At 63.7% G+C, this 22,174-nt stretch carries 21 protein-coding genes; 11 read left to right on the forward strand and 10 right to left on the reverse strand.

Features of this window, described 5'->3' with window-relative positions; all coding sequences use genetic code 11:
• Window positions 1–6 precede the first annotated feature (6 nt).
• A complete protein-coding gene (locus RAN53_RS00080; RefSeq protein WP_305794776.1) occupies window positions 7–1,779 on the forward strand; it encodes an ABC transporter substrate-binding protein in 1,773 nt (590 codons plus the stop codon).
• Between the two features lie 25 nt (window positions 1,780–1,804).
• Here the strand turns inward: RAN53_RS00080 and RAN53_RS00085 are convergent, their stop codons facing one another.
• Window positions 1,805–2,608: an SDR family NAD(P)-dependent oxidoreductase gene (locus RAN53_RS00085; protein ID WP_305794777.1), complete on the reverse strand. Its 804-nt coding sequence runs from the start codon at window positions 2,606–2,608 to the stop codon at window positions 1,805–1,807.
• A 337-nt stretch (window positions 2,609–2,945) separates the two neighbouring features.
• Here RAN53_RS00085 and aroQ (RAN53_RS00090) point away from each other — a divergent pair, with 337 nt between their 5' ends.
• Window positions 2,946–3,389 (forward strand): type II 3-dehydroquinate dehydratase, encoded by a 444-nt coding sequence (aroQ, locus tag RAN53_RS00090; protein WP_305794778.1) that lies wholly within the window; start codon window positions 2,946–2,948, stop codon window positions 3,387–3,389.
• Here aroQ (RAN53_RS00090) and RAN53_RS00095 read toward each other — a convergent pair.
• Window positions 3,386–4,333 (reverse strand): AEC family transporter, encoded by a 948-nt coding sequence (locus RAN53_RS00095; protein ID WP_305794779.1) that lies wholly within the window; start codon window positions 4,331–4,333, stop codon window positions 3,386–3,388. The genes aroQ (RAN53_RS00090) and RAN53_RS00095 overlap by 4 nt on opposite strands.
• Window positions 4,334–4,351: 18 nt before the next feature.
• Window positions 4,352–5,143 carry an IclR family transcriptional regulator domain-containing protein gene (locus RAN53_RS00100; protein ID WP_305794780.1) on the reverse strand — a complete coding sequence of 264 codons (792 nt, stop codon included), beginning with the start codon at window positions 5,141–5,143 and terminating at the stop codon, window positions 4,352–4,354.
• A 177-nt stretch (window positions 5,144–5,320) separates the two neighbouring features.
• Here RAN53_RS00100 and aroQ (RAN53_RS00105) point away from each other — a divergent pair, with 177 nt between their 5' ends.
• On the forward strand, window positions 5,321–5,764 hold the full coding sequence (gene aroQ / locus RAN53_RS00105) for a type II 3-dehydroquinate dehydratase (protein ID WP_305794781.1): 444 nt from the start codon (window positions 5,321–5,323) through the stop codon (window positions 5,762–5,764).
• A 10-nt stretch (window positions 5,765–5,774) separates the two neighbouring features.
• Here the strand turns inward: aroQ (RAN53_RS00105) and RAN53_RS00110 are convergent, their stop codons facing one another.
• From RAN53_RS00110 to RAN53_RS00135, 6 genes are all read right to left on the reverse strand, one after another.
• Window positions 5,775–6,725 (reverse strand): AEC family transporter, encoded by a 951-nt coding sequence (locus tag RAN53_RS00110; protein ID WP_305794782.1) that lies wholly within the window; start codon window positions 6,723–6,725, stop codon window positions 5,775–5,777.
• Between the two features lie 74 nt (window positions 6,726–6,799).
• On the reverse strand, window positions 6,800–7,678 hold the full coding sequence (locus RAN53_RS00115; RefSeq protein ID WP_305794783.1) for a shikimate dehydrogenase family protein: 879 nt from the start codon (window positions 7,676–7,678) through the stop codon (window positions 6,800–6,802).
• Window positions 7,675–9,561, reverse strand: a complete 1,887-nt coding sequence (locus RAN53_RS00120; RefSeq protein WP_305794784.1) for a bifunctional sugar phosphate isomerase/epimerase/4-hydroxyphenylpyruvate dioxygenase family protein — start codon at window positions 9,559–9,561, stop codon at window positions 7,675–7,677. Before RAN53_RS00120 ends, RAN53_RS00115 begins: the two co-directional genes overlap by 4 nt.
• Window positions 9,562–9,589: 28 nt before the next feature.
• Window positions 9,590–10,855, reverse strand: coding sequence for a TRAP transporter large permease (locus tag RAN53_RS00125; protein ID WP_305794785.1), 1,266 nt, complete (start codon window positions 10,853–10,855; stop codon window positions 9,590–9,592).
• Complete coding sequence (locus tag RAN53_RS00130) at window positions 10,852–11,349, reverse strand: TRAP transporter small permease (RefSeq protein WP_305794786.1); 498 nt, start codon at window positions 11,347–11,349, stop codon at window positions 10,852–10,854. The genes RAN53_RS00125 and RAN53_RS00130 overlap by 4 nt, the downstream gene beginning before the upstream one ends.
• Window positions 11,350–11,436: 87 nt before the next feature.
• Window positions 11,437–12,477 (reverse strand): DctP family TRAP transporter solute-binding subunit, encoded by a 1,041-nt coding sequence (locus RAN53_RS00135; protein WP_305794787.1) that lies wholly within the window; start codon window positions 12,475–12,477, stop codon window positions 11,437–11,439.
• Between the two features lie 167 nt (window positions 12,478–12,644).
• Here RAN53_RS00135 and RAN53_RS00140 point away from each other — a divergent pair, with 167 nt between their 5' ends.
• From RAN53_RS00140 to RAN53_RS00175, 8 genes are all read left to right on the forward strand, one after another.
• Complete coding sequence (locus tag RAN53_RS00140; RefSeq protein ID WP_305794788.1) at window positions 12,645–13,322, forward strand: TetR/AcrR family transcriptional regulator; 678 nt, start codon at window positions 12,645–12,647, stop codon at window positions 13,320–13,322.
• Between the two features lie 160 nt (window positions 13,323–13,482).
• The gene (locus RAN53_RS00145; RefSeq protein ID WP_305794789.1) at window positions 13,483–14,811 is read left to right on the forward strand and encodes an adenylosuccinate lyase family protein; all 1,329 of its coding nucleotides are present in this window, start codon (window positions 13,483–13,485) and stop codon (window positions 14,809–14,811) included.
• 527 nt (window positions 14,812–15,338) lie between these two features.
• Window positions 15,339–16,508 carry an alpha/beta fold hydrolase gene (locus RAN53_RS00150; protein ID WP_305794790.1) on the forward strand — a complete coding sequence of 390 codons (1,170 nt, stop codon included), beginning with the start codon at window positions 15,339–15,341 and terminating at the stop codon, window positions 16,506–16,508.
• 48 nt (window positions 16,509–16,556) lie between these two features.
• A complete protein-coding gene (gene pcaQ, locus RAN53_RS00155; RefSeq protein ID WP_305794791.1) occupies window positions 16,557–17,474 on the forward strand; it encodes a pca operon transcription factor PcaQ in 918 nt (305 codons plus the stop codon).
• A gap of 101 nt (window positions 17,475–17,575) precedes the next feature.
• Window positions 17,576–18,304, forward strand: a complete 729-nt coding sequence (pcaH, locus tag RAN53_RS00160; protein WP_232912499.1) for a protocatechuate 3,4-dioxygenase subunit beta — start codon at window positions 17,576–17,578, stop codon at window positions 18,302–18,304.
• 13 nt (window positions 18,305–18,317) lie between these two features.
• Entirely contained in the window at window positions 18,318–18,950 is a 633-nt protein-coding gene (pcaG, locus tag RAN53_RS00165) for a protocatechuate 3,4-dioxygenase subunit alpha (protein WP_305794792.1), read from the forward strand.
• A gap of 150 nt (window positions 18,951–19,100) precedes the next feature.
• The gene (locus RAN53_RS00170; RefSeq protein WP_305794793.1) at window positions 19,101–19,934 is read left to right on the forward strand and encodes a 3-keto-5-aminohexanoate cleavage protein; all 834 of its coding nucleotides are present in this window, start codon (window positions 19,101–19,103) and stop codon (window positions 19,932–19,934) included.
• A gap of 81 nt (window positions 19,935–20,015) precedes the next feature.
• Window positions 20,016–20,414: a nuclear transport factor 2 family protein gene (locus tag RAN53_RS00175; protein ID WP_305794794.1), complete on the forward strand. Its 399-nt coding sequence runs from the start codon at window positions 20,016–20,018 to the stop codon at window positions 20,412–20,414.
• 10 nt (window positions 20,415–20,424) lie between these two features.
• On the opposite strand, the gene RAN53_RS00180 is transcribed toward RAN53_RS00175, so the two are convergent.
• A complete protein-coding gene (locus tag RAN53_RS00180; protein ID WP_305794795.1) occupies window positions 20,425–22,134 on the reverse strand; it encodes a sigma-54-dependent Fis family transcriptional regulator in 1,710 nt (569 codons plus the stop codon).
• Window positions 22,135–22,174: the final 40 nt, after the last annotated feature.

Here is a 22,174-nt window from a genome sequence, read left to right on the forward strand (position 1 = left end):
GCGACCATGAGCGACCTCCCCGACGAGAGCCGTCCCGAGGGGCCCTACGACAGGCTGTCCCAGACGCCGAGGCCGAAGCTCTCCAATACGGAGCTCTCGCGCTTCATCGACTTCATCGAGAAGTTCGAGGAGGAGACCGAACACTCGCTCTCCCTGAGCCACGGTTACCGGGAGATGCGCATGATGCTCCATCTCATGCGCAACCACCTCGCCGGCCGACTGACGACGCCCACCTCGCTGGCGGATGCCTCCGGGCTCTCCTACGGCACCGCTAAGCGCGGGATCGAGAGCATCATCCAGCGCGGGCTGATCCTGTCACGCCCCAGGACGAAGTCGGGCAAGACCGTCTCGCTGCACCCCTCGCCCATGATGATCGATGAGTGGGAGGCCTATGCGCACCGGATCAAGGGCCTCCTGGGCCCCCTGTTCGGTGTGGATCCGGCGTCGGAGGCCGGCCGGCGCATCTTCCTCGACGCGGCCGCGACGGATCGCGTGATCTCGCCGCCGGGGGTGCTGTCGGCACGACTCGAGCTGAAGGGCGGGCTGCGGGGGCTCATTCACGCCGATCCCACCTTCATGGCGATGCACAACCTGAAGCAGCAGCTGGAATCGATCTTCGGCCTCGAGATCCACAACTCGGCCCGGTCGATCGACGACCTGCTCGAGGCGATCCTGGACAATGCCGGTCGCACCAATTCTCGCTACGACCTCGTCGCCTGCGACCTCCCCTGGTTCGGCGAGCTGGCGTCGAAGGGGATTCTGCTGCCCCTCGACCGCTTCATTCGTTGCGATGCCTACGACCTGTCCGACTTCCACCCGGTCGCCATTCAGAGCACGCGCTACGCCGGGCAGCAGTACGGTATTCCACTGCAGACCACGCCGGAGCTGCTCTGTTACCGGAAGGATATCCTCGAGGAGGCGCAGCTCGCGCCCCCCACCACGACCGAGGAGCTGATCAAGGTAGCCAGGCGCTTGCACGACCCCGGCAGGGGGCGCTATGGCATCGCCTGGAACGCCGCGCGAGGCACGCCGCTGGGCCATACCTTCAGCTTTCTGATGGCCAAGTTCGGGCAGCCGATCATCAACCTTCGCCGCCGCGAGGGTAGCTATGATTTCCAGCAGGCAACCGGGGAAGAGCTGCGACCGATGTTCCAGTCGGACGCCGCCTACCGCGCCTGCGAGTACATGCTGGATATCCTCAAGTACTCGCCGCCCAACATCCTCCACATGGCCTGGTACGAGCGCGCCCAGTCCTATGCGAGCGGTGAAGCCTGCATGGCCTACTGCTATACGCTGCTGGCCCCGCTCATCGAGCTCGATCGGACGTCACCGGCCTGGGGGAACACCGGCTACCTGCCGCACCCGATCGGCAATCATGGCCGCGTGATCACCCCGATCGGAGGCTATGCCCTGGCCATTCCGGCAAATCTCCCCGAGGAGCGGATCGAGAGTGTCTGGACGGCACTTCGTCACCTCACCTCGGCCAACATGTCCAAGCTCTACATCCTAAACGGCAGCCTGGTGACCCCGCGCTTCAGCGTCAGCCAGGACCCGGAGGTCTCGGCACTGTCTCCGCTGATCGAGATCGTGGATGACATGGCGAGGAAGGACATCCTGCAGGCCTGGCCGCGCCCCCCGGTGCCGGGCATCACGGAGGTGATCAGTATCGCCGGTCACGAGATCTTCGAGGTGCTGGACGGGCGGCGTTCCATCAAGAAGGCCCTGTCCATGGCGCAGGACAGGGCCGACCGGGTGATGCGCGACAGGGGGTATTACTAAGCTACCCGCCGGGTCGCCGGTGGCATTACTGCATGATCATGCCGCCGTCGATCATCAGCAGCTGGCCGGTCATGTAGTCCGACTCGGGGCTGGCCAGGAAGGAGGCCGTGCCGACCACGTCTTCCGGGTAGGAGTAGCGCTTCATCAGGATCATCTTCTCGGCGAGCTCGTCCATGGACTGGCCCTGCTTGTCGAACTTGCCGATGCTGACCAGGTCCTTGTCGAGCTGCTCCCACAGCTCGGTGCGCACGACGCCGGGGCCATAGCCGTTGACGGTGATGTTGTGGTCGACCAGCGCCTTGGCACCACCGTTGATCATGGCCAGCACGGCGTGCTTGCTGCAGGAGTAGGGCACTACGTCATCGAAGGCCTGGCGGGAGAGGATGGAGCCGACATTGATGATCTTGTAGGGGCCGTTCTCCTTGCCCTGCTCGATCATCTGCTTGGCGGCTTCCTGCATGCCGAGCAGGCAGCCCAGCGCATTGACGTCCATGATCTGTTGCCAGTTCTCCTCGGTGATATCGAGGAACATCAGCGGCTTGTTGATGCCGGCGTTGTTGACCATGACATTGAGGCCGCCGAAGGCCTCGACGGTGGCCTGGACGGCCGCCTTCATCTGCTCACGTTCGGTCACGTTGAGCTTCACCGCGATAGCCTTTCCACCCTTTTCCTTGATGCGTGCCACGACTTCCTCGCAGCCTTCGAGGTTGAGGTCGGCCACGCACACATTGGCGCCCTGTGCGGCATAGTGCTCGGCAACGGCGGCACCCATGCCACGCGCGGCACCGGTAATCAGGCAGTTCTTTCCTTCAAGACGGGTCTTGTCCATGGTGTCACCTCGGGGGTCTTGTTATGGGTCTCTCCATACCGCCGCCGACCTGATGGCCTGTTGACTGGGCGCATGGAGCCTGGATCGACAAGGAAGCCTGTCACGCGTGCTTTCGCGTCAGCGAGGCGTCGTGTTTCCTTGTTGATCCGTATTCTCTGCAGGCCAGACCGGCAAGGACAGTTGCCCCCGAGGCCAATCTGACCAGATTGGATTTTTCCGAGGGGAGGGGCTCTGTCTTGCAACCCAGGGGAGAGGCACTGACAATTGCCCGGCTGGCAGGGGCATTCGCTGGCTGATCTCTTTACCCCACGGACAAACGATCAAGGGAGATTGCCTGATGAGGCAGCGCAAGGTGCTGGTACTGCATGGCCCCAACCTCAACCTGCTGGGCACCCGCCAGCCGGAGATCTACGGCCACGAGACCCTGGAGGACATCAACAACAGCCTGTACGAGCAGGCGGCGCTGGGGGGCTGGGAAATCACCTGTCGGCAGAGCAATCACGAGGGGGAGTTGATCGACTGGATCCAGGCGGCGCGCCTCGATGGCAGCGCGGCGATCATCATCAACCCGGCGGCCTACACCCACACCTCGGTGGCGATCCTCGATGCCCTCAATGCCTTCGAGGGTCGGGTCATCGAGGTGCACCTCTCCAACGTGCACAAGCGCGAGAGCTTCCGTCACCACTCCTACGTCTCGCTGCGCGCCGACGGGGTGATCGCCGGCCTGGGCAGCCAGGGCTACCGAGCCGCCCTGGAGGCGGTGATGCAGGCTGCCGCCTAGACCGGCAGTAGGCCGAAGAGGGTCAGCAGCCAGATCATCAGGCTGATGGTGAGGAAGGAGCCCAGCGTACCGACCATCAGTGCCGCGGCGCTGGTGTCGCCCTGGCCGAACTGCTTGCCGAACAGCGGGTAGACGCTGATCATCGGCGCACAGGCGAACAGCAGGCCGGCGGCGATCATCAGGGGATCCGCGTCGGGCAGCAGCAGGAAGAAGACCAGTACCGCCAGGGGGTGAAGCAGCAGCTTGCCGATCACGACCTGCCCCATGTCGGCCGCCATGCCGCGTACCTTGAGGCCATGCAGCATGCCGCCGATGGTGAACAGTGCGGCCGGCCCGGCGGCCTCGGCGAGCATGTCGACGGACTGGCTCACTGGGCCAGGCAGTTGCCAGCCGGTCAGGGCCAGGGTCACGCCGATCAGCAGGCCGATCAGTACCGGGTTGCGCGAGAGCCTGGTGAGTGTCTTCTGTACGACCCGGGAAAACCCTCCGCCATTGTGGCGACTGGCCTCGGCCAGGGTCAGCGCCACGGGGATGATCAGCATGGTCTCCACCACCATGTTCAGCGCCATGAAGATCGCCGCCGGTGCGCCGATGACCATCACCGCCACCGGATAGCCGATGAAGCCGCTGTTGGCCGCCGACATGCCCAGGGCATGGATGGCGGCGGCGTCCAGTGAATGGCCACGCCAGCGCGACAGGGCAAGGCCTATGGCGAATACCAGCACCGAACCCAACCCATAGGCCAGCAGGTAGCCGACATTCAGGGCTTCCTCGAGAGGGGTGGCGGTCAGGGCGCGGATCAGCAGTGAGGGCAGGGCGAAGTACATCACGAAGGTCGCGATGCCCTGCATGTTGTCGCGACTCACCAGCCCGGAAAACGCCGCCAGGAAACCGGCACCGATCAGCAGGAAGATCGGCAGCGTGATCGTCAGTATCTCCAGCACGAGGCTTTCCTTATCATGTCAGCTGATGGTGGTGCGAATGTCGCGTGCCTTCTGCTGCAGCAGCGGCAGGTACTCCTGGACCAGGGTCTCGTGGTCGATACGGGCGGCATTGGTGCTGATGTTGATGGCGCCCAGCAGGTGACCGTTGGCATCGAAGGCGGGTACCGCGATGGAGCGCAGCCCGGAATCGAGTTCCTGGTCGGCGATGGCATAGCCCTGGCGGCGAACCTCGAGGATGCAGGCCTTCAGCTCGTCCTTGTCGATGATGGTCTTGTCGGTATGTCTCTGCAGCACCGCATGCTCCAGCCAGGCGTCCAGCTTTTCATCCGGCAGCTGGGCCAGCAGTACCCGGCCCATGGAGGTATGGGCGGCCGGCAGGCGGGTACCCACCGACAGGGTGATGGCCATCAGCCGGTGGCGTGAGGAGGAGCGGGCCACGTAGGTCACCTCCTCGCCGTCGAGCACGCCCAGCGAGGAGGACTCGCCGCACTGCCGGGTGATATCTTCCAGAACCTGCTGGATCACGCTGCGGTAGTTGTTGCTGGACAGGAAGGCATAGCCGAGCTGCAGCACCTTGGGGGCCAGCTCGAAGACGCGCTGCTGCTTGCGGACATAGCCCAGGGCGTGGAGGGTCAGCAGGAAGCGCCGGGCGCGGGCCCGGTTCATGCCGGTGCGTGCGGCGACCTCGCTGAGCGTCATCCGCGGATGCGCCTCGTCGAAGGCCAGGATCACCTCCAGCCCGCTGGCCAGGGCGGTGACGAAGTCACGATCATCGGGGTCTAGTTTGTCTTCCTGAGCCGTTGCGTCCATGGGGTCGATAGATCATTTAGAGGGATTTGTCCGCGAAATATAACACGCTGTTCGAATAACGAACAAATGCGCATTTTTGTCTACTTCCAGCTCATTACGAGTAATTAATAACACGTTATAATGATTTGGTGAGCCTGCACATGATGACGACCCAGCGTTGAGAAAGGATATCAATCAATGAGTCAGCCAAAAGTAACGGTACTTCATGGCCCTAACCTGAACCTTCTAGGGGTTCGCCAGCCCGACGTGTACGGGTATGAAACGCTGGAGGATGTGAACAACGCCTTGCGCAAAACCGCGATAATGACGGGCTGGGAAATCAACTGTTTTCAGAGCAACCATGAAGGCGAACTGATCGACGCGATTCATGCGGCGCGTCTAGATGGAACCCTGGCCATCATCATCAACCCGGCTGCCTATACCCATACTTCCGTTGCTATCCTGGATGCGCTCAATGCCTTTGAAGGCAAGGTGATCGAGGTGCATATCTCCAATGTTCATAAGCGTGAAAGCTTTCGGCATCATTCCTATGTCTCGTTGCGTGCCGATGGGGTCATTGCGGGCCTTGGCACCCAGGGCTATCAAGCGGCGCTGGACACTATCCTGGCATCAACCGAGTAGCAGCTAGGCGCTACATGCTCAGCCATCCCTTGAACGTCATGCCCGCGATCATCAGGCTGAGCGTAAAGAAGGAGGCCACCGTAGCCACCAGCATGGCGGTGGCGCTGACACCCGCCAGGCCGTAGCGTTGGCCGAACAGGGGATAAATGCTGATCATCGGCGCGGCGGCGAACAGCAGCGCACCGGTAACGTAAACCGGCTCTATATCGGGAATCAGCAGAAACGCCACCAGAACCGCCAGGGGATGAAGGATCAGCTTGCCGATCACGATCTGGCCCACGTCGCGCGCCATGCCTTTGCCGCGCAGCCCGAACAGCGATCCGCCAATCACAAACAGCGCCGCAGGCCCTGCCGCGTCGGCAAGCATGTGGATCGCTTTATCAATAGGGCCTGGTATGACGAGCCCGGTAAGCGCAATCAGTATGCCCACCGAGAGACCGATCAATACCGGGTTCCTGGCCAGGTTTTGTGCGGTCTGACGAACGGTTTGCCACAGGCTGATGCCTTGCTGATTGCCCATTTCAGCAAGGATCAGCGCTGTCGGAATAATCAGCAGATTTTCAATCAGCATATTGAGCGCCAGGAGTACCGCGGCGGGGGAGCCGATGACCATGGCGGCCACCGGGTAACCGACAAAACCGCTATTGGCTGCGGCCATGCCCAGTGCCTGCATGGCGCTGACGTTGAGTGGTTGGCGCTGTAGCCGGTAGCAAAGCCACAACCCTGCGCTGAAAACGACGATGGAGCCCATGCCGTAAGCGATGAGGTAGTCGAGTCTAAGTATCTCTTCCAGCGGCTGCTGGGTTAACGCGCGAATCACGAGCGCCGGGAGCGCGCAGTAGAGTACAAATATGCCCACCCCCTGCAGCTGCTCGCGCTGGATAATGCCGCTCCATCTCGCTGCGTAGCCTGCGCCAATCAGCAGGAATATGGGGGTGGTGATTCCCAGAATCGCGAGCATGGCAGCCCCTTGACGCATGAAGGCAGAGGGTTAGGTTCGAATGGCGAATAATTGTACGATATTTCCCCGTCACTTCATGGCATGGAGTGAACAGAAGTCGCGACAAGCTGCTCTATGTAATGTGTACGCAGCGGTATCACGTGCGGATCGATCTGTCTGGCGGGGATGCGCCCGGCGGTGAAGAAACGAAAGGCATCCACGCCCTGAAACACGAACAGATCAACGCCGGAAAGCGTTCTGGCGCCTGCCTCATAGGCTGCGTTTAATAGCTCGGTGTGGGCGGGGATGTACACTGCATCAAAGACCCAGTGCTGGGCGCCCAGCCCGGCGGTATCGATGGGGCAGCCGGGGTGGTTGATATGGCCAATCGGCGAGCAGTTGACCACGCCCTGCCAATGGGGCAGCGCCTGTGGTACCTGCGCTGACGTGATGCACGTCGCGTGAATGCCCATGGCATTGAGGTCGCGGCTGAGGTTTTCTGCCCGGGCGCGGTCATGCTCAAGAATGTAAATACAGCTGACCGCGAGTTCAGCCAGCGCGCAGGCCACCGCACGACCCACCCCCCCGGCGCCGATCAATAGCACATCGCCCGCTGGCTGGTTGCCGAAAGAGTGGCGGTAGGCGCTGATAAAGCCGGTGTAATCGGTGTTTTCAGCGCGCAGGCCGTCTTCATCGAAAAGTAGCGTATTGGCGGTACCGACCCGGCGCACACCCTCGCCGCGAATATCGGCCAATTGCGCGGCTTTTTCCTTGAAGGGGAAGGTCACGTTGGTGCCCCGGTAGCCCTCAGCGCGCAAGGTGTGTATGGCATCGGGAAAGTCAAAATCCTCGACGCCCCGGCTATCGATCAGGTCGTAGCGTACCGGCTCGCCCAGTGACGCACCCAAGCGCTCATGCAAATCCGGGGATTGCGATTTGGCAATGCCCTCGCCTACCAGTCCGAGTTTGATCATGCTTGGGGTTCTCCCGACGTGTGGTCTGCTGTGTCTTGGACAATGCCGCCAATTTCCGCTTCCAGGCGCTGCTGCGCGGTGACGCGCACAAAGGCATTCGGCGCGCCGAGCCCCTGATACCCCTCACGCTGGACCAGTTCGAAGAAGAATGCCTGACGGCCGGGCTGGGTATACAGCTGATGAAAGTCACCGTCGCTGTCTTGGTCAAAGAGGATATGGTGATCCTTCATCCACTCAAGAGTTTGCGCCGGCAGCTCAAAGCGCGCGGCCAGGTCGCGGTAGTAATTACCGGGAATCGGCAGTACTGGCGTGCCTGCCTGCTGCAATGCCGCGCTGGTATCGCGCATGGAAGTGGTGCGCAGGGCGACGTGGTGGATACCCGAGCCGCCGTACTGGCGCACAAAGCGATTGCTGGCGGTATCCGGCGAGGCGCTGGCGTTAAGCGCCAGGCGAAAGCGGCCGTTGTGGTTCTGCAGGACCTGGCTCTGGATCAGCCCGCGGGGATCGGTGACATCGAAGGAAGGCGTGGGCGCCAGCTGGAAAATGGCGCGGTACTGGAGCATCAGCGAGAGGTAGTCGTGGTAGGAGAGCGCCACGCTGATATGGTCGATATCCACCAGTGCGCCCTGAGGAACCGGCTGCACATCGACAGGGAACTCGCGATCCCAGGTGCGGCTTAGCTGCGAGTCGTCAATGATATAGGAAAGGCTGCCATCCACATTGCGTAGTGCGCTCATGCGGTGGCTGGCACCCACCTCTTCAGGCTCGACAATATCGTAGCCCAATTTGTCAGCCCGCTTGAACGCTTCGTAGGCGTTGCCCACGCGCAAGCCGATGGCGGTGATGGCGGTGGCGTCGCGCCCGGGCGCGCGGCCAGTGAAGCTCGCCTCGGTATTGAGCACCAGGTTGACGTCACCCGTCGCCCAGCGTTCGGCGTTGAGCGAGTGGTGACGGCCCACGCAGGCCATGCCCAGTGCGGTAAGCAGCTCGCGTAGCGAGGCTAGATCGTCAGGCTCGACGGCGATTTCCAGAAAGGCGACCGATTCGATCGGCTGCGGCGCGGGAATGCCGCTGTCGGCCTGCATGCTGCGCAGCAAATGATACGAGCGCAGCCCGTCCCGGGCCGTCTGGTCGCTGTGACCCATGCGGAAGACATCGTTGAAGATCTCGTGGGAGAGCGGGCCGTCGTAGCGGGTCTCCTCCAGCATGGCCATGAACTTGTCCATCTGTAGCTCACCCTGGCCGGGGAAGCAGCGGTAGTGGCGGCTCCACGACAGGTGATCCATGGAGAGGCGGGGCGCATCGGCGGTCTGCACCAGGAAGATGCGATCCCCCGGAATACGGCCGACGGTGCCAAGCTCGGTCTGGCGGGAGAAGATATGGAAGGTATCCAGCACTAGGCCGACATTGGGGTGGGCGGCGCGGCGCACGACTTCCCAGCTGTCGCGGTAGTCGTGAATGTGCCGGCCCCAGGCCAGTGCTTCATAGGCCACGCGCAGGTTACGTCGTGCGGCACGTTCGCCCAGCGCATGGAAGTCGTCGGCGGCGCGGCTCAACCCCGGCAGCGAATCGGGATGAACGGTACTGCATACCATCAACAGATCCGTGCCGAGCTCTTCCATCAGGTCAAACTTGTGCTCGGCGCGGTCAAACGCCCGCTCCCGCGCGCGCCCCTGCAAACCTTCAAAGTCGCGAAACGGCTGAAGGGTGACCAGCTTGAGCCCGCGGGCGCGAATCAGCTCGCCCGCTTCTCGTGGCGTGCCGGGAAACGCTGTGAGATCGTTTTCAAACAGCTCAAGCCCCTCAAAGCCGGCCTGGGCAATGGCGTCGACCTTCTCTTCCAGCGAGCCGCTCAGGCAAACCGTGGCGATGGATGAGTACATGGCATCACGCTCCTTTGATTGATGAACATCAGTAGCCCGCCAGGCGCGGCAGGAAGGTGACCAGCTCGGGCACGAAGGTAATCAGCAGCAGGATCAGGAACTGAACGGCCAGCATGGGCAGAATGCGCCGGATAATGGGGCCCATTCCTACCCCCGAGACCGAGTCGGCCACAAACAGGCAGAGCCCCATGGGCGGTGTGATCAGGCCCATCATCAGGTTGAAGATCACCACGATGCCGAAGTGCAGAGGATCGATACCCAGTGCCATGGCAATGGGGTGCAGAATCGGCACCAGTACCAGAATGGCGGCGATGCCTTCCAGAAACAGTCCCACCACCAGCAGCAGCAGTATGACGGCGATCAGGAAGGTCCATTGGGTGTCGATGCTCATCAGCGCCCACTCGGTGAGCATGTTGGGCACGCGTTCGAAGGTGAGTACCCAGTTGGCAGCCGCCACGGCGCCCATGATGACCATGATCACCGAGCTGTCACGCATGGCACGGGCGAAGATGCCGGGCAGATCCACCAGCTTTATATTGCGGTAGAGCACCACACCCAGAATCAGCGCGTACACCACGGCAAAGGCCGCCGCCTCGGTGGGCGTAACGATACCAGCGAGGATCGACCCGACCACAAACACCGGCATGAGCGCGGGCAGCAGTCCGTGGAGAAACGCATGGCGGCGTGACGGCTGTTCTGAACGAGTGGCGCCTAGGTCGCCGGCAAAAAAGTAGACGTAGATGGAAAGGCCCAGCGCCAGCAATAGCCCGGGTACGATGCCAGCCAAAAACAGCCCAGGTACCGAGACACCCGACACCGTAAGCGCATAGATGATGACTGGAATGCTCGGCGGAATGATCGGGCCGATCACCGACGAGGCCGCCGTGAGCGCAGCGGAGAAATCGCGGGGGTAGCCTTCTTTCACCATCGCGGGGACGAAGACTCGCCCCAGCGCCGAGGTGTCGGCAATTGCCGAACCCGAGAGGCCGGCAAAAATCACCGACGCCCAGATGTTGACGTGCGCCAGCCCGGCTTTCAGGCGGCCGACAATGGCAGTGGCCAGGTTGATAATACGATGGGTAATACCCGCTTCGTTCATCAGCTCGCCGGCCAGAATGAACAGCGGTATCGCTAGCAGCGGGAAAGATTCCATACCGCCGAAGAACTGCTGCGCGACGATACGGATGTGGTAAGGCAAGTCGCCGGTACCCATCAGCACCGTAAGCGTGCCGAGTATGGCAAAGGCAAACGGCACGCCAAGCAGGATGAGGGCCAAGAGCAATAAAAAAATCACGATGCTGTCTCCTCATCGGTGTGCCTGGTTAAACGGCGTGCGCCCATCACCAGGGAAGAGACGCTGAGCAGCCCACCGCCCATCAGCATGGAGGCTTGAAAGAGCCACATTGGCATCCCTGTGCTCGACGAGGTGCGGCCTCCGCGGGAGGCGATGAACTCAATCGCCGACATCATCAGGCCGATACCGATCACCAGTACTGCCAGGTCGACGGCGACGGCCTGCCAGCGCACCCAGCGCGGCGGGAGCAGGCGAGGAATCAGGTCAAAGCCGATGTGTCTGTCCTGCAGGTAGGCCCAGGACATGCCGAACATCAGGCCATAGATCATCAGGTAGATGGCGGTGTCTTCTCCCCAGGTAATGGAAGCACCGGCGGTATAGCGCGCAAAGGCATTGCCTGCGACCAGTAGAAAAATCAGGATCATGGCAAGCCCGGCCAGGCTGCCATTGAACAGGATCAGGCCACGATGTAGCCGGGCAAGAAGATGAGGCATGAAAGCACCTTCGATCGTTAGTCAGGTACGCAGGGTCGCGGGTGGGCCCTTCAGGGCCCACCTGCAAAGTGCTTTGGTCAGTGGGGGTTAGAAGCGTGCGGCCGCATCTTCCACGGCGGAAGAAAGACGCTCGATCCACTCGGCATCATCGCCCAGCTCATCGCGCAGATATGCCTGAACCGGTGGCTGAGCCGCTTCGCGGAAGGCATCCATCTGCTCGGCAGTGGGCTGGGTGATTTCCATGCCCTCGGCTTCCAGCTTGGCGATACCCTCTGCCGAGTTGAACTGCTGCACGGCGCGGCCAGTGGTGCCGGCGACCACAGCGGCGCGCTTCACGGCGGCCTGTTCTTCTTCGCTAAGCGACTGGAAGATCTCATCGTTGATCAGGATGTGATCCACGCCGTAGACGTGGCGGTCCAGCGTGAGGTAATCCTGAAACTCGTAGAAATTGTTGCCGTAAATCACCGAGATGGGGTTCTCCTGGCCGTCCACCACGCCGGTGGCAAGCGCCGTCGGCACCTCACCCCAGGCGATGCCCTGCGGCTCAGCGCCCAGTCCCTCTACCATTTCCTGATAGAGTGGAATGGTTTGCACGCGGAATTTCAGGCCTTCCATATCTTCCGGTGAGTGGATCGGACGCACGGAGTTGGTGAAGTGTCGAAAGCCTGTCTCGCCGTAGGCCAGCGTACGCAGGCCGGTCTCTTCCAGGCAGTGCTCGGCCAGGGCCGTGCCGAATTCTCCATCCATCACTTCCCAGGCCACCGGCGCAGAAGGGAAGGTATAAGGAATATCGGTAACGGCGACGGCCTCGCAGAAATTGGCGTAGGCGCCGGAAACCATTGAGATAGTGATGGTGCCATCCTGAGTACCTTCAATCAGCTCGGTCTCACCGCCCAGCGAGCCCGCGGGGTAAAGCTCCACGGTAAGGTCGGTTTCGGCTTCCACCATGTTTTTGAACACCTGCCCGGCGGCGCCTTTTTTCGAGGTCGTCCAGTCATCCGGGTCCACGTGGGCAAAGCGCAGTGTCTGTGCGGAGGCATGCGCCGCGCCGATGAGCGTGGCAGTGGCGATGGCAGCGGTCAGCGTGCGTTTCAGGGACACGTTGGTGGTAGCGAGTGGTAAAGACATTGTTGTTGTCCTCTTTTCGGGCCGTTGTCATGGGTGTGAAAAAGCCTTGAGCAAAGGCTTGCCAGGCCAATTCATCCTGTCCTTTTGCACAATGTACGAAATGGTACGTTCAGTCAAGCTGTGGCATACTAGACAAAAGACGACCACGACAATAAAAGGCATGCTCCATGACAGCGACTTCGGCAACGACCAGCCCTAAAGAAACGCGGCGTCGGCGCAAGAATGACCCCGAATCCGTGCGCGCCGATATCCTCGCGGTAGCCACCCGCGAATTCTCCGAAAAGGGCCTTTCTGGGGCGCGGATCGATGAGATCGCCGAGAAGACCCGCGCCTCCAAGCGCATGATTTATTACTACTTCAGCGATAAAGAGACGCTCTACCTGCACACCCTGGAGGCTGCCTACCAGAAGGTGCGCCTGCAGGAAGCCGAGCTTGATCTGGATCACCTGGCACCGCTCGATGCGCTCTGTCGACTGGTGAGGTTCACGTTCTGCCATCACGCCAAGAACCCTGACTTTATTCGCCTGGTAATGATCGAAAATATTCACCACGGCCGGTTTCTGGCGCAGTCAGAACTGATTCAGTCGCTCAACGCAGGGGTGATTGATGTGCTTGGCGACGTCTATTTGCGGGGGGTCGCAACGGGCTGTTTTCGCGAGGGCCTGGACCCGAGGGAGTTGCATTGGCTGATCAGCGCGCTGTCATTCTTCAATGTCTCAAACCAGCACACCTTCGCGCGTATTTTTGACTGGCAGCAGGCGGCGCCAGAGAACCAGCAGAAACTGGAAGACCACGTTACCGATATGGTGCTGCGCTACGTACGGGTCGACCGGGTAGCGCCCTGATCGGTGGCGTAGGTCACCGCTCATGCCGATGGCGGGCACGTCAGTAATTGAAAGTTAGCGTCTGCCTATTTAGCGTATAGTTCGAATCACGAACACTTGTACGGTATTGGGCTTTCGTCGGTTGGCCCAGCTCTCAGCCCCCTGAAACCGGGAGATCACCATGCCTGCCTCCTTGCTGCAGCACCCCTTCATGAGCCAGACGGCACTCGCCGAGACCGATTCAGAGAGCATGGTCCAGGCCATGCTGACCTTCGAGCTGGGCCTGGCGGAGGTTCAGGAGGCGCGCGGTGCCGTGCCCGCCGGGGCCAGTCGTCAGATGCGCGATATCCTCGCCGCGCACGCCTTCGATGTGGAGGCCATCGCCGCGGGCATCGCCAGCGGCGGCAACGCGGCGATCCCTTTCGTCAAGCAGGGACGGGCGGCATTGCCCGATGAGCTCAAGGGCTACTTCCACCAGGGTGCCACCAGCCAGGACGTGGTGGACTCGGCGCTGATGCTGCTGTTGAAGCCGCGCCTGGCGGCACTGGATCTCCTGCTGGTGCGTTGCCGCATCGCCGCCATCACGCTGATGGAGGCCCATGCCGGCACGGCGATGGTGGGGCGCACGCTGATGCAGCAGGCTCTGCCCATCACCTTCGGTGTCAAGGTGGCCCACTGGGCCATCGGCCTGGAGCAGGCGCGGCGGCGCCTGGCCTGCGTCGAGTTGCCTGTGCAGTTCGGCGGTGCCGTGGGGGTGCACTCGGGCTGGGATGACGCGGGGCTCGACTTCATGGATGCCCTGGCCGAGCGCCTGGGCCTGAGCACGCCGGTGTTGCCCTGGCATACCGACCGCCAGCCGGTCCATGCCCTGGGCACGGCCCTGGATGCCGCCGCCGGCGCCATCGAGAAGTTGGCCCTGGACGTATCCCTGCTGACCCAGACCGAAGTCGGGGAGGTGGCCGAGCCATCGGCCCCCGGCATGGGTGAATCCTCCTCCATGCCCCACAAGCGCAATCCGGTACGTTGCGCACTGATTCGCGGCGCCGCCCGCCAGGTACACGGCCACGCCTCGGTGCTGCTCAACGCTGCCGCCCAGCCGCTGGAACGCGGGCTCGGTGAGTGGCATGCCGAGTGGGGTCCGCTGGTTGACAGTGCCCTGCTGCTGGAGGGGGCCCTGGAGCAGGCCGCCGCGCTACTCGAGGGGCTGGAGGTGCACCCCGAGGCGATGCGGCGCAACCTGGCCGCTACCGGCGGCGGGATCATGGCCGAGCCGGTGGCCAAGCGCCTCGCCCCGCTGCTTGGCCAGGAGGCCGCCAAGCGTGTCAGTGCCGAGGCCGCCGAGACGGCTCGCCGACAGGGGATACCATATGCCGATGTCCTCGCCGCCCACCCCGAGGTGAGCGGCAAGCTGGAGGGCGAGGCACTGACCGAGATCACCGAACCGTCATTATACATTGGTAGTAGCCGCGACCAGGTGGCGCGCGCCGTGGCGTGGCTGCTCGCCCACTAACGACCTGTTTCGAAAGGCATCCCGTTCGACCCGAGAGGAAGGCTGCGCCTTCCTCTCGGCGTTTTCGCGCGGCGCTGATTTGACGCTGGGCGAGGGCGGGAGTAATTTGTTCGCATCACAAAACAAAGTTCGTTATTCGAACTTTGAAGGGGGCAACCGCCAGCACAGGCGCGACCTGGCCCTGGTCCGCCGTTTTCCCCTTGGTCTATTACCAGGAGTGGTGCAGCTGTGCAAAAGTGGGCAAGGCTAGGCTTTGTCTGAAAAGTCGGCGAGCGAAGGTCAGGCAAGGCAAAAATCGGCGAAAAAATGGAGTTTACGGGTTGTAAATGAGTACTTTGAGTCGATTTTTTAACGCCGTATGGCCGAGCGCAGCCAGTTTTCGGACAGAGCCTAAGTAGGCCAGACAGGGCCGCCCATGAGCCCCGGAACAACGGCAAGCGTGTATAGGTAACCCGATTCTTGCAGGAGGGAGGCTCGGCATCGCGAACGTGGCCCTCCTGCAGCCCTTTCTCCCATGGAGGCTTTAGATGGCATTTCTGACTATCAACGGGCGTAGCGTCGCCTATCGCCTGCTCGGCGCCCAGGCCAACCCCCTGGTGGTGCTGGCGCACCCGCTGGGCATGAGCCAGGCGGTGTGGGACGACGTGCTGCCGGCGCTGCTGCCGCGCTATCGCGTGCTGACCTGGGACCTGCCCGGCCACGGCGCCAGCCAGGCCTGGGGCGACGGTGCCATCACCCCGGCCGACCTGGCCGCCGAGGCCCTGGCCCTGGTCGCTCACGCCGGTGTCGAGCGCTTCCACTTCGCCGGTACCTCCATCGGCGGCGTGGTCGGCCAGGCGCTGATCAGCGAGCACGGCGAGCGCCTGCTCTCTGCCACCCTGACCAACACCGGGGCGGTGATCGGCAACGCCGAGCTTTGGAACACCCGCGCCGGGCGGGTGCGCCAGGAGGGCCTGGCGGCGATGTCGGAGGAAATCGTTCCGCGCTGGTTCGCCCCGGCCTGCTTCGAGGCCGAGCCGGCCCTGAAGGCGGGCTGGTGCACCCAGATGGGGCGCGGCGACGACGATGCCTACGCCCTGCTGTGCGAGATGCTGGGGCGCGATACCTTCGATGGCAAGCTGGCCGGGAAGGGCGTCAAGGTACAGCTGCTGGGTGGCAGCGAGGACCTGGCGACGCCGCCGGCGACCCTGGAGGCCCTGTCAGCCGAGCTCGACGGCGCGCCCCTGGAGATCCTCGAGGGCGTGGGCCATGTGCCCTCCGTCGAGGTGCCGGGCCTGTTCGCCGCGAAGCTGCTGGCGGTGATGGCCGTGGACCTGGGCGACGTGGGCGGCAATGGTGTGGACTACGCCACCGGCCTCGAGACCCGCAAGCAGGTGCTGGGCGAGGCCCACGTGGCGCGCTCCACCGAGAACGCCACCTCCCTGGACGCTCCCTTCCAGCAGATGATCACCCGCCTGGCCTGGGGCGAGCTGTGGAGCAACGAGGACCTGACTCGCCGCGAGCGCAGCATGATCACCACCGGCATCCTGGCCGCCCTGGGCCGCGAGGAGCTCTCCCTGCATCTCAAGACGGCCAAGCGCATCGGCCTCAGCGAGGCCGAGCTGCGCCAGGTGCTGATGCATGTGGCCATCTACGGCGGCGTGCCGGCGGCCAACCATGCCTTCGCCGTGGCCAAGGAGCTGGGCTGGGGCGAGTAGCCCCGTTCAGCCGCCGGCATGATCGATGCCCCTCGGCGGGAGGCCTGAATGCTCAACGCGCGAATCAAGCTCCGCCACCTCCAGGCCTTCCTGGAGGTCGCCCGCCAGCGCAGCTTCGCCCGCGCCGCCGAGCGGATGTCGATCACTCAGCCGGGTATCTCCAAGACCATCCGCGAGCTCGAGGAGACCATCGGTGCCAGCCTCTTCGAACGCACGCCCCGGGGCGTCTCCCTGACCCAGGCGGGCCTGACCCTGCTGCGTCACGCCGGTCCGGCGCTGCGTGCCCTGGAAGAGGGCATCGGCGCCGTCGGCGAGGGGCGAACCGATGGTTGCTGGCTGCGCGTCGGGGCCCTCTCCACGGTGGAGAGCCGGTTGCTGCCGGAGGCGATCCTGCGCTGGCAGGAGGGCATGGAGGGGGAGTGTGGCGTCAACGTGGTCACCGGTCCCAGTGCCTTCCTGCTCTCGCGGCTGCGGCGCGGCGAGCTGGACCTGGTGGTGGGGCGCATGACCGAGGCGCGGGAGATCATCGACCTCTCCTTCGAGCATCTCTTCTATGAGCGATTGATACTGGTCGTGCGAGGCGGTCACCCGCTCGCCGGGGAGACGCAACTGGCGCCACTGCAGCTGATGCGCTTCCCCTGGGTGCTGCCGCCCCCGCAGACCACGCTGCGCCAGCAGGTGGACAGTTTCTTCGTGCGCCATGGCCTGGAGCCGCCGGCTCGCCAGCTAGAGACGCTGTCGCTACCGCTCAGCCGGCACTACGTTCAGGTGAGTGATGCCGTCTGGGTGGCGCCCGAGGAGGCCGCGCGCGAGGCGGTGCGCATGGACAGCCTGGCCGAACTGGCGCTCTCCCTGGAGCAGCAGGGCGGATCGGTGGGGATGTGCACCAACGCCAGCCTGGCGCCTTCCCTGGCCCTAGAGACCTTCTGCGAGACACTGCGGGGGATGGCCGCGGATCTCGCATAACCCCTGGGTTATGAGCAGGGGGCGAGGCGTCAATTGGCAGGCGACATGAATGCCGCCAGACTGATCCGGGTCAATGAAATCTCCCAGGAGAAAGGACCGATATGCAACACGACAACAAGCGATTCGTCGAGCGCGACCGCAACTGGCATCCGCCGGCCTATGCCCCCGGTTACAAGACCTCCGTGGCGCGCTCCCCGCAGCAAGCGCTGGTCAGCATGCAGAAGCCCACGGTCTCGGAGCTTTCCGGTCCCGACTTCCGGCATCTGCGCATGGGGCCCCACGACAACGACCTGTTGCTCAACTTTCGCCAGGATCAGAGCCAGGGCCTTCCCCAGGGCGAGCGAATCATCATGTTCGGCCGCGTGGTCGACCAGTTCGGCAAGCCGGTGCCCCATACCCTGGTGGAGATGTGGCAGGCCAACGCCGGCGGCCGCTATCGCCACAAGAACGACAACTACCTGGCCCCCCTGGACCCCAACTTCGGTGGCGTCGGCCGCTGCCTGACCGACGATCAGGGCTGGTACCGTTTCCGTACCATCAAGCCGGGCCCCTATCCCTGGCCCAACGATCCCAATAGCTGGCGCCCCTCCCACATCCACGTGTCGGTGATGGGGCCGTCGATCTCCACTCGCCTGATCACCCAGATGTATTTCGAGGGGGACCCGCTGATCCCGCTGTGTCCCATCGTCCACACCCTCAAGGATCCCGAGGCCGTGGAGACCATGATCGGTCGCCTCGACATGGCCCGCAGCAAGCCCATGGACTGCCTGGCCTATCGCTTCGACCTGGTGGTACGCGGTGAACTGCAGACCTACTTCGAAAATCAGTAACAGGGGTGACGAGATGAACCAGCCGAATTCCCGACCCACCAGCGAACTGCTGCTGCGTGAGACCGCCTCCCAGACCGCCGGCCCCTACGTGCATATCGGCCTGGCCCTGGCCGCCGCCGGCAACCCGACCCGCGACGAGGAGATCTGGAACGAGATGGCTCGCCCCGAGGCCGAGGGTGAGCATATCGAGGTGGTCGGCACCGTGATCGATGGCAATGGCGACCTGGTCCGCGATGCCTTCATCGAGGCCTGGCAGGCCGATGCCAGCGGCGAGTATCAGCACGAGTTCGACCTCGAGAAGCCGTTCAACAGCTTCGGGCGCACCGCCACCACCTTCGACCACGGCAGCGAGTGGACCCTCGAGACCGTCAAGCCGGGCCCCGTGGTCCACGCCAGCGGTCAGGCCCAGGCGCCGCATATCAACCTGTCGATCTTCGCCCGCGGCATCAATATTCACCTGCAGACCCGTCTCTACTTCGAGGATGAGGCCGAGGCCAACGCCGCGTGTCCGGTGCTTTCGCGCATCGAGTCACCGACCCGCCGCCAGACGCTGATCGCCCGGCGCGAGGAGGTCGACGGCAAGGTGCGCTATCGCCTCGACATTCGCCTGCAGGGCGAGGGTGAAACGGTCTTCTTCGACTTCTGACCCGGTGCCCTGGACCTCCAGGGTTCCGGTCATCCGCGCCGCCCACCGGGGCGGCGTTCGGCGTCTTCGGCGCCGAGCACACGCCACGGGGGGAGACGCCCCCTGATGATAATGAGCCACTGTACCGTTGCGGTACGAAGAGAGGTCACCATGTCCAATCCCTGCATCATCTGTGTCGCCATCACCGGCAGCCTGCCGCGCAAGGAAAACAACCCGGCCGTGCCGATCACCGTCGAGGAGCAGATCGAGAGCACCCAGGCGGCCTTCGAGGCCGGGGCGACCATCGCACACTGCCACGTGCGTAACGACGACCAGACACCCAGCTCCGACCCGGAAAAGTTCGGCCGCCTGCTGGAAGGCCTGAACAAGCACTGCCCCGGCATGATCGTGCAACTCTCCACCGGCGGTCGTTCCGGGGCCGGTGAGGAGCGCGGCGGCATGCTGCCGCTCAAGCCCGACATGGCCAGCCTCTCGGTGGGCTCCAACAACTTCCCCAACCGCGTCTACGAGAACTCGCCCCAGCTGGTCGACTGGCTGGCCGAGGAGATGCTCAAGTACGACATCAAGCCCGAGATCGAGGCCTTCGACCTGTCGCACATCCACCAGGCGGTCAACCTGTCGAAGCAGGGCAAGCTCAAGGCCCCGCTCTATGTGCAGTTCGTGATGGGCGTGAAGAATGCCATGCCGGCCGACAAGCCGACCTTCGATTTCTATATCGAGACCCTGAAGCGACTGGCGCCCGATGCCCAGTGGTGCGGCGCCGGTGTCGGTTCCAACCAGCTCAAGCTCAACGAGTGGTCCATCGCCGCCGGCGGCCATACCCGCACCGGCCTCGAGGACAACGTGCGCCTCGACCGCGACACCCTGGCGCCTTCCAATGCGGCCCTGGTGGAGCGCGCCGCGGCGCTGTGCGAGAAGTACGAGCGTCCGGTGGCGACCTGGCAGCAGGCCCGCGAGATCCTCGGCCTCGGCCAGCCCGCCTGATCCATCTGCATGGGCAGCACGCCGCCTGCCGTCTCACGGCAGGCGGCGTTCATGTTATTGCGATACCCAGAGGAGAAGAGCATGGGCACGACAGCTGACGAGCGCACGCCCGATCATGACGAGATCGTACGCGTGGTGCAGTGCTATGTGGACGGCTTCCAGGGTCGCCTGGACAAGCTCCAGGAAGCCTTCCACGAGGATGCCTGGATCCTGGCCCTGGATGCCGAGGGCGGCTTCAGCAAGGACCTGATCAGCGACCGCTTCGCGCGCTGGGCGGCCAGCCACCGGCAGGTGCGTGGCCGGGTGATTCAGGTGACCCAGGCCGGTGAGGTGGCCAGCGTGCTGCTCGGCTTCGACAACACCGAGAACCTGGCGGACTCCTGGGTGGACGTGCTGGCCCTGATCAAGCTCGACGGCGTCTGGAAGATCACTCACAAGAGTGCCGTGCACAGCAGCCGGGCGGATTGGGCGAAGCCCTGACCCCTCGGGATCAGCGCAGGTCGTACTTCTTCAGGCGGTAGGCGTAGGCGGGGCGCGTCATGCCCAGTCGGCGGGCAGCGGCGGCAATGTTACCCTGGCTCTCTTCCTGGGCCGCCATCAGCATCTCCCTCTCGATATCCTCAAGGGTCAGGCCGGCATCGAACAGCGCCTGGATCTGCTGGCGGGGCGTGACTTCCGTGTCAGAGGCGTCTGCCGACGCCGAGAGTCGGCCACGCTCATCCAGCCCCTGGCCCTTCTCCCGCTGCAGCGTGGGAACCCGGTAGTCGCCGAACAGCGCGCGTTCGGTGATGTGCTTCTGGTCGTCGGTGAGAATCACCCCGCGCTCGATGCTGTTCTTCAACTCGCGCACGTTGCCGGGCCAGGCGTACTGGGTGATGGCCGATCGCGCCTGGTCGGAGAAGCCCAGGGTGCGGCGCTGGTAGTGGTGTTCGCAGCGGGCGAGGAAGTGTTCGGCGAGGGCGGGAATATCCTCGTCACGCTCACGCAGAGGGGGAACCGTGAGCGTGAAGGCATTGAGCCGGAAGAACAGGTCGCGGCGAAAGTGACCCTCCTCGACGCGCTGTAGCAGGTCGGTGTGGGTCGCCGCCACTACCCGCACATCTACCTCCTTCACCCCCTGGCCGCCGACTCGCTCGATCTGGTGTTCCTGCAGGGCGCGCAGCAGGGCGGCCTGGGCTCGCGGGGAGAGTTCGGCCAGTTCATCGAGAAACAGGGTGCCGCCGTGGGCGCGCTCGAAGCGCCCGAGGCGTGATTGGACCGCTCCCGTATAGGCGCCCTTCTCGACGCCGAACAGCTCCGACTCGATCAGCTCCGGCGGGATGGCCGCACAGTTGACGGCGATGAAGGGACCCGCGGCGCGCTGGCTCTGCTCGTGGAGGCGGCGAGCGAGGATCTCCTTGCCGGTGCCCGTCTCGCCGAGCAGCAGCACCGGCACCTCCGCGGCGGCGGCGCTGTCGAGCATGGCCAGCATCTCACGGAAGGCGGGTGCTGCGCCGATGGGGCCCCAGTCATCCTCGTGCTGACGACGGGTGAGGTCTCCTTCCAGGGTCGCGACTCGCGCCTGCAGCTCATAGAGCTCGTCGATCAAGGGCGCTTCACGCAGCACGGCGGAGAAGGCCTGGTGGTCGGGCCACTCCTCGGCAAACTTGCCGATGATGCGACAGCGGGCATCACCACAGCCCAGGCACTCCACTTCCCGATACTGCACCTCGCGTCCCAGCAACTGGGTGGCATAGCCGGAGGCGTAACCCAGCAGCGTCCAGCATACCGGAATGCTCTGCGTGTCCCGGCCACGCCAGACCTCCACCTCGAAGGAACCCTTCCAGACGAACTCGCTGTAGAAGCGGTCGTTCTCCAGGTCGATATCCAGCTGGCCGGGCACCGCCTTGACGTGGCCCTGCAGCGCGTGCAGCTGCGGGCCCGCCAGGAAGCTGTCGCGCAGCCCGAGCCGCTCGCCGCGCAGGGACTCGCCGAGCTCGGCATCCTGCAGGCCGGAGTAATAGCCCAGGCGGATGAAGACGCCACGGGCGCGCTCTGCTCCCAGGGTGGTGACGAGCTCGTTGCGAAAGAAGGCCGATGCCTGGAGCGACATCAGAATCATGCGTTGCTCGCCGAGCCAGATCTGACCCTCTTCCGGGAGGAAGCGCAGGGCATCCATCAGGTCACGGGCGCTGGGGTACTGGGGGGTGCTTGAAGGCATGGAAAGCTCGTCGATAAGGCGCGGCGACAGGATATCACCC

This window comes from Halomonas sp. SSL-5 (assembly GCF_030708455.1).
Taxonomy (GTDB): domain Bacteria; phylum Pseudomonadota; class Gammaproteobacteria; order Pseudomonadales; family Halomonadaceae; genus Halomonas.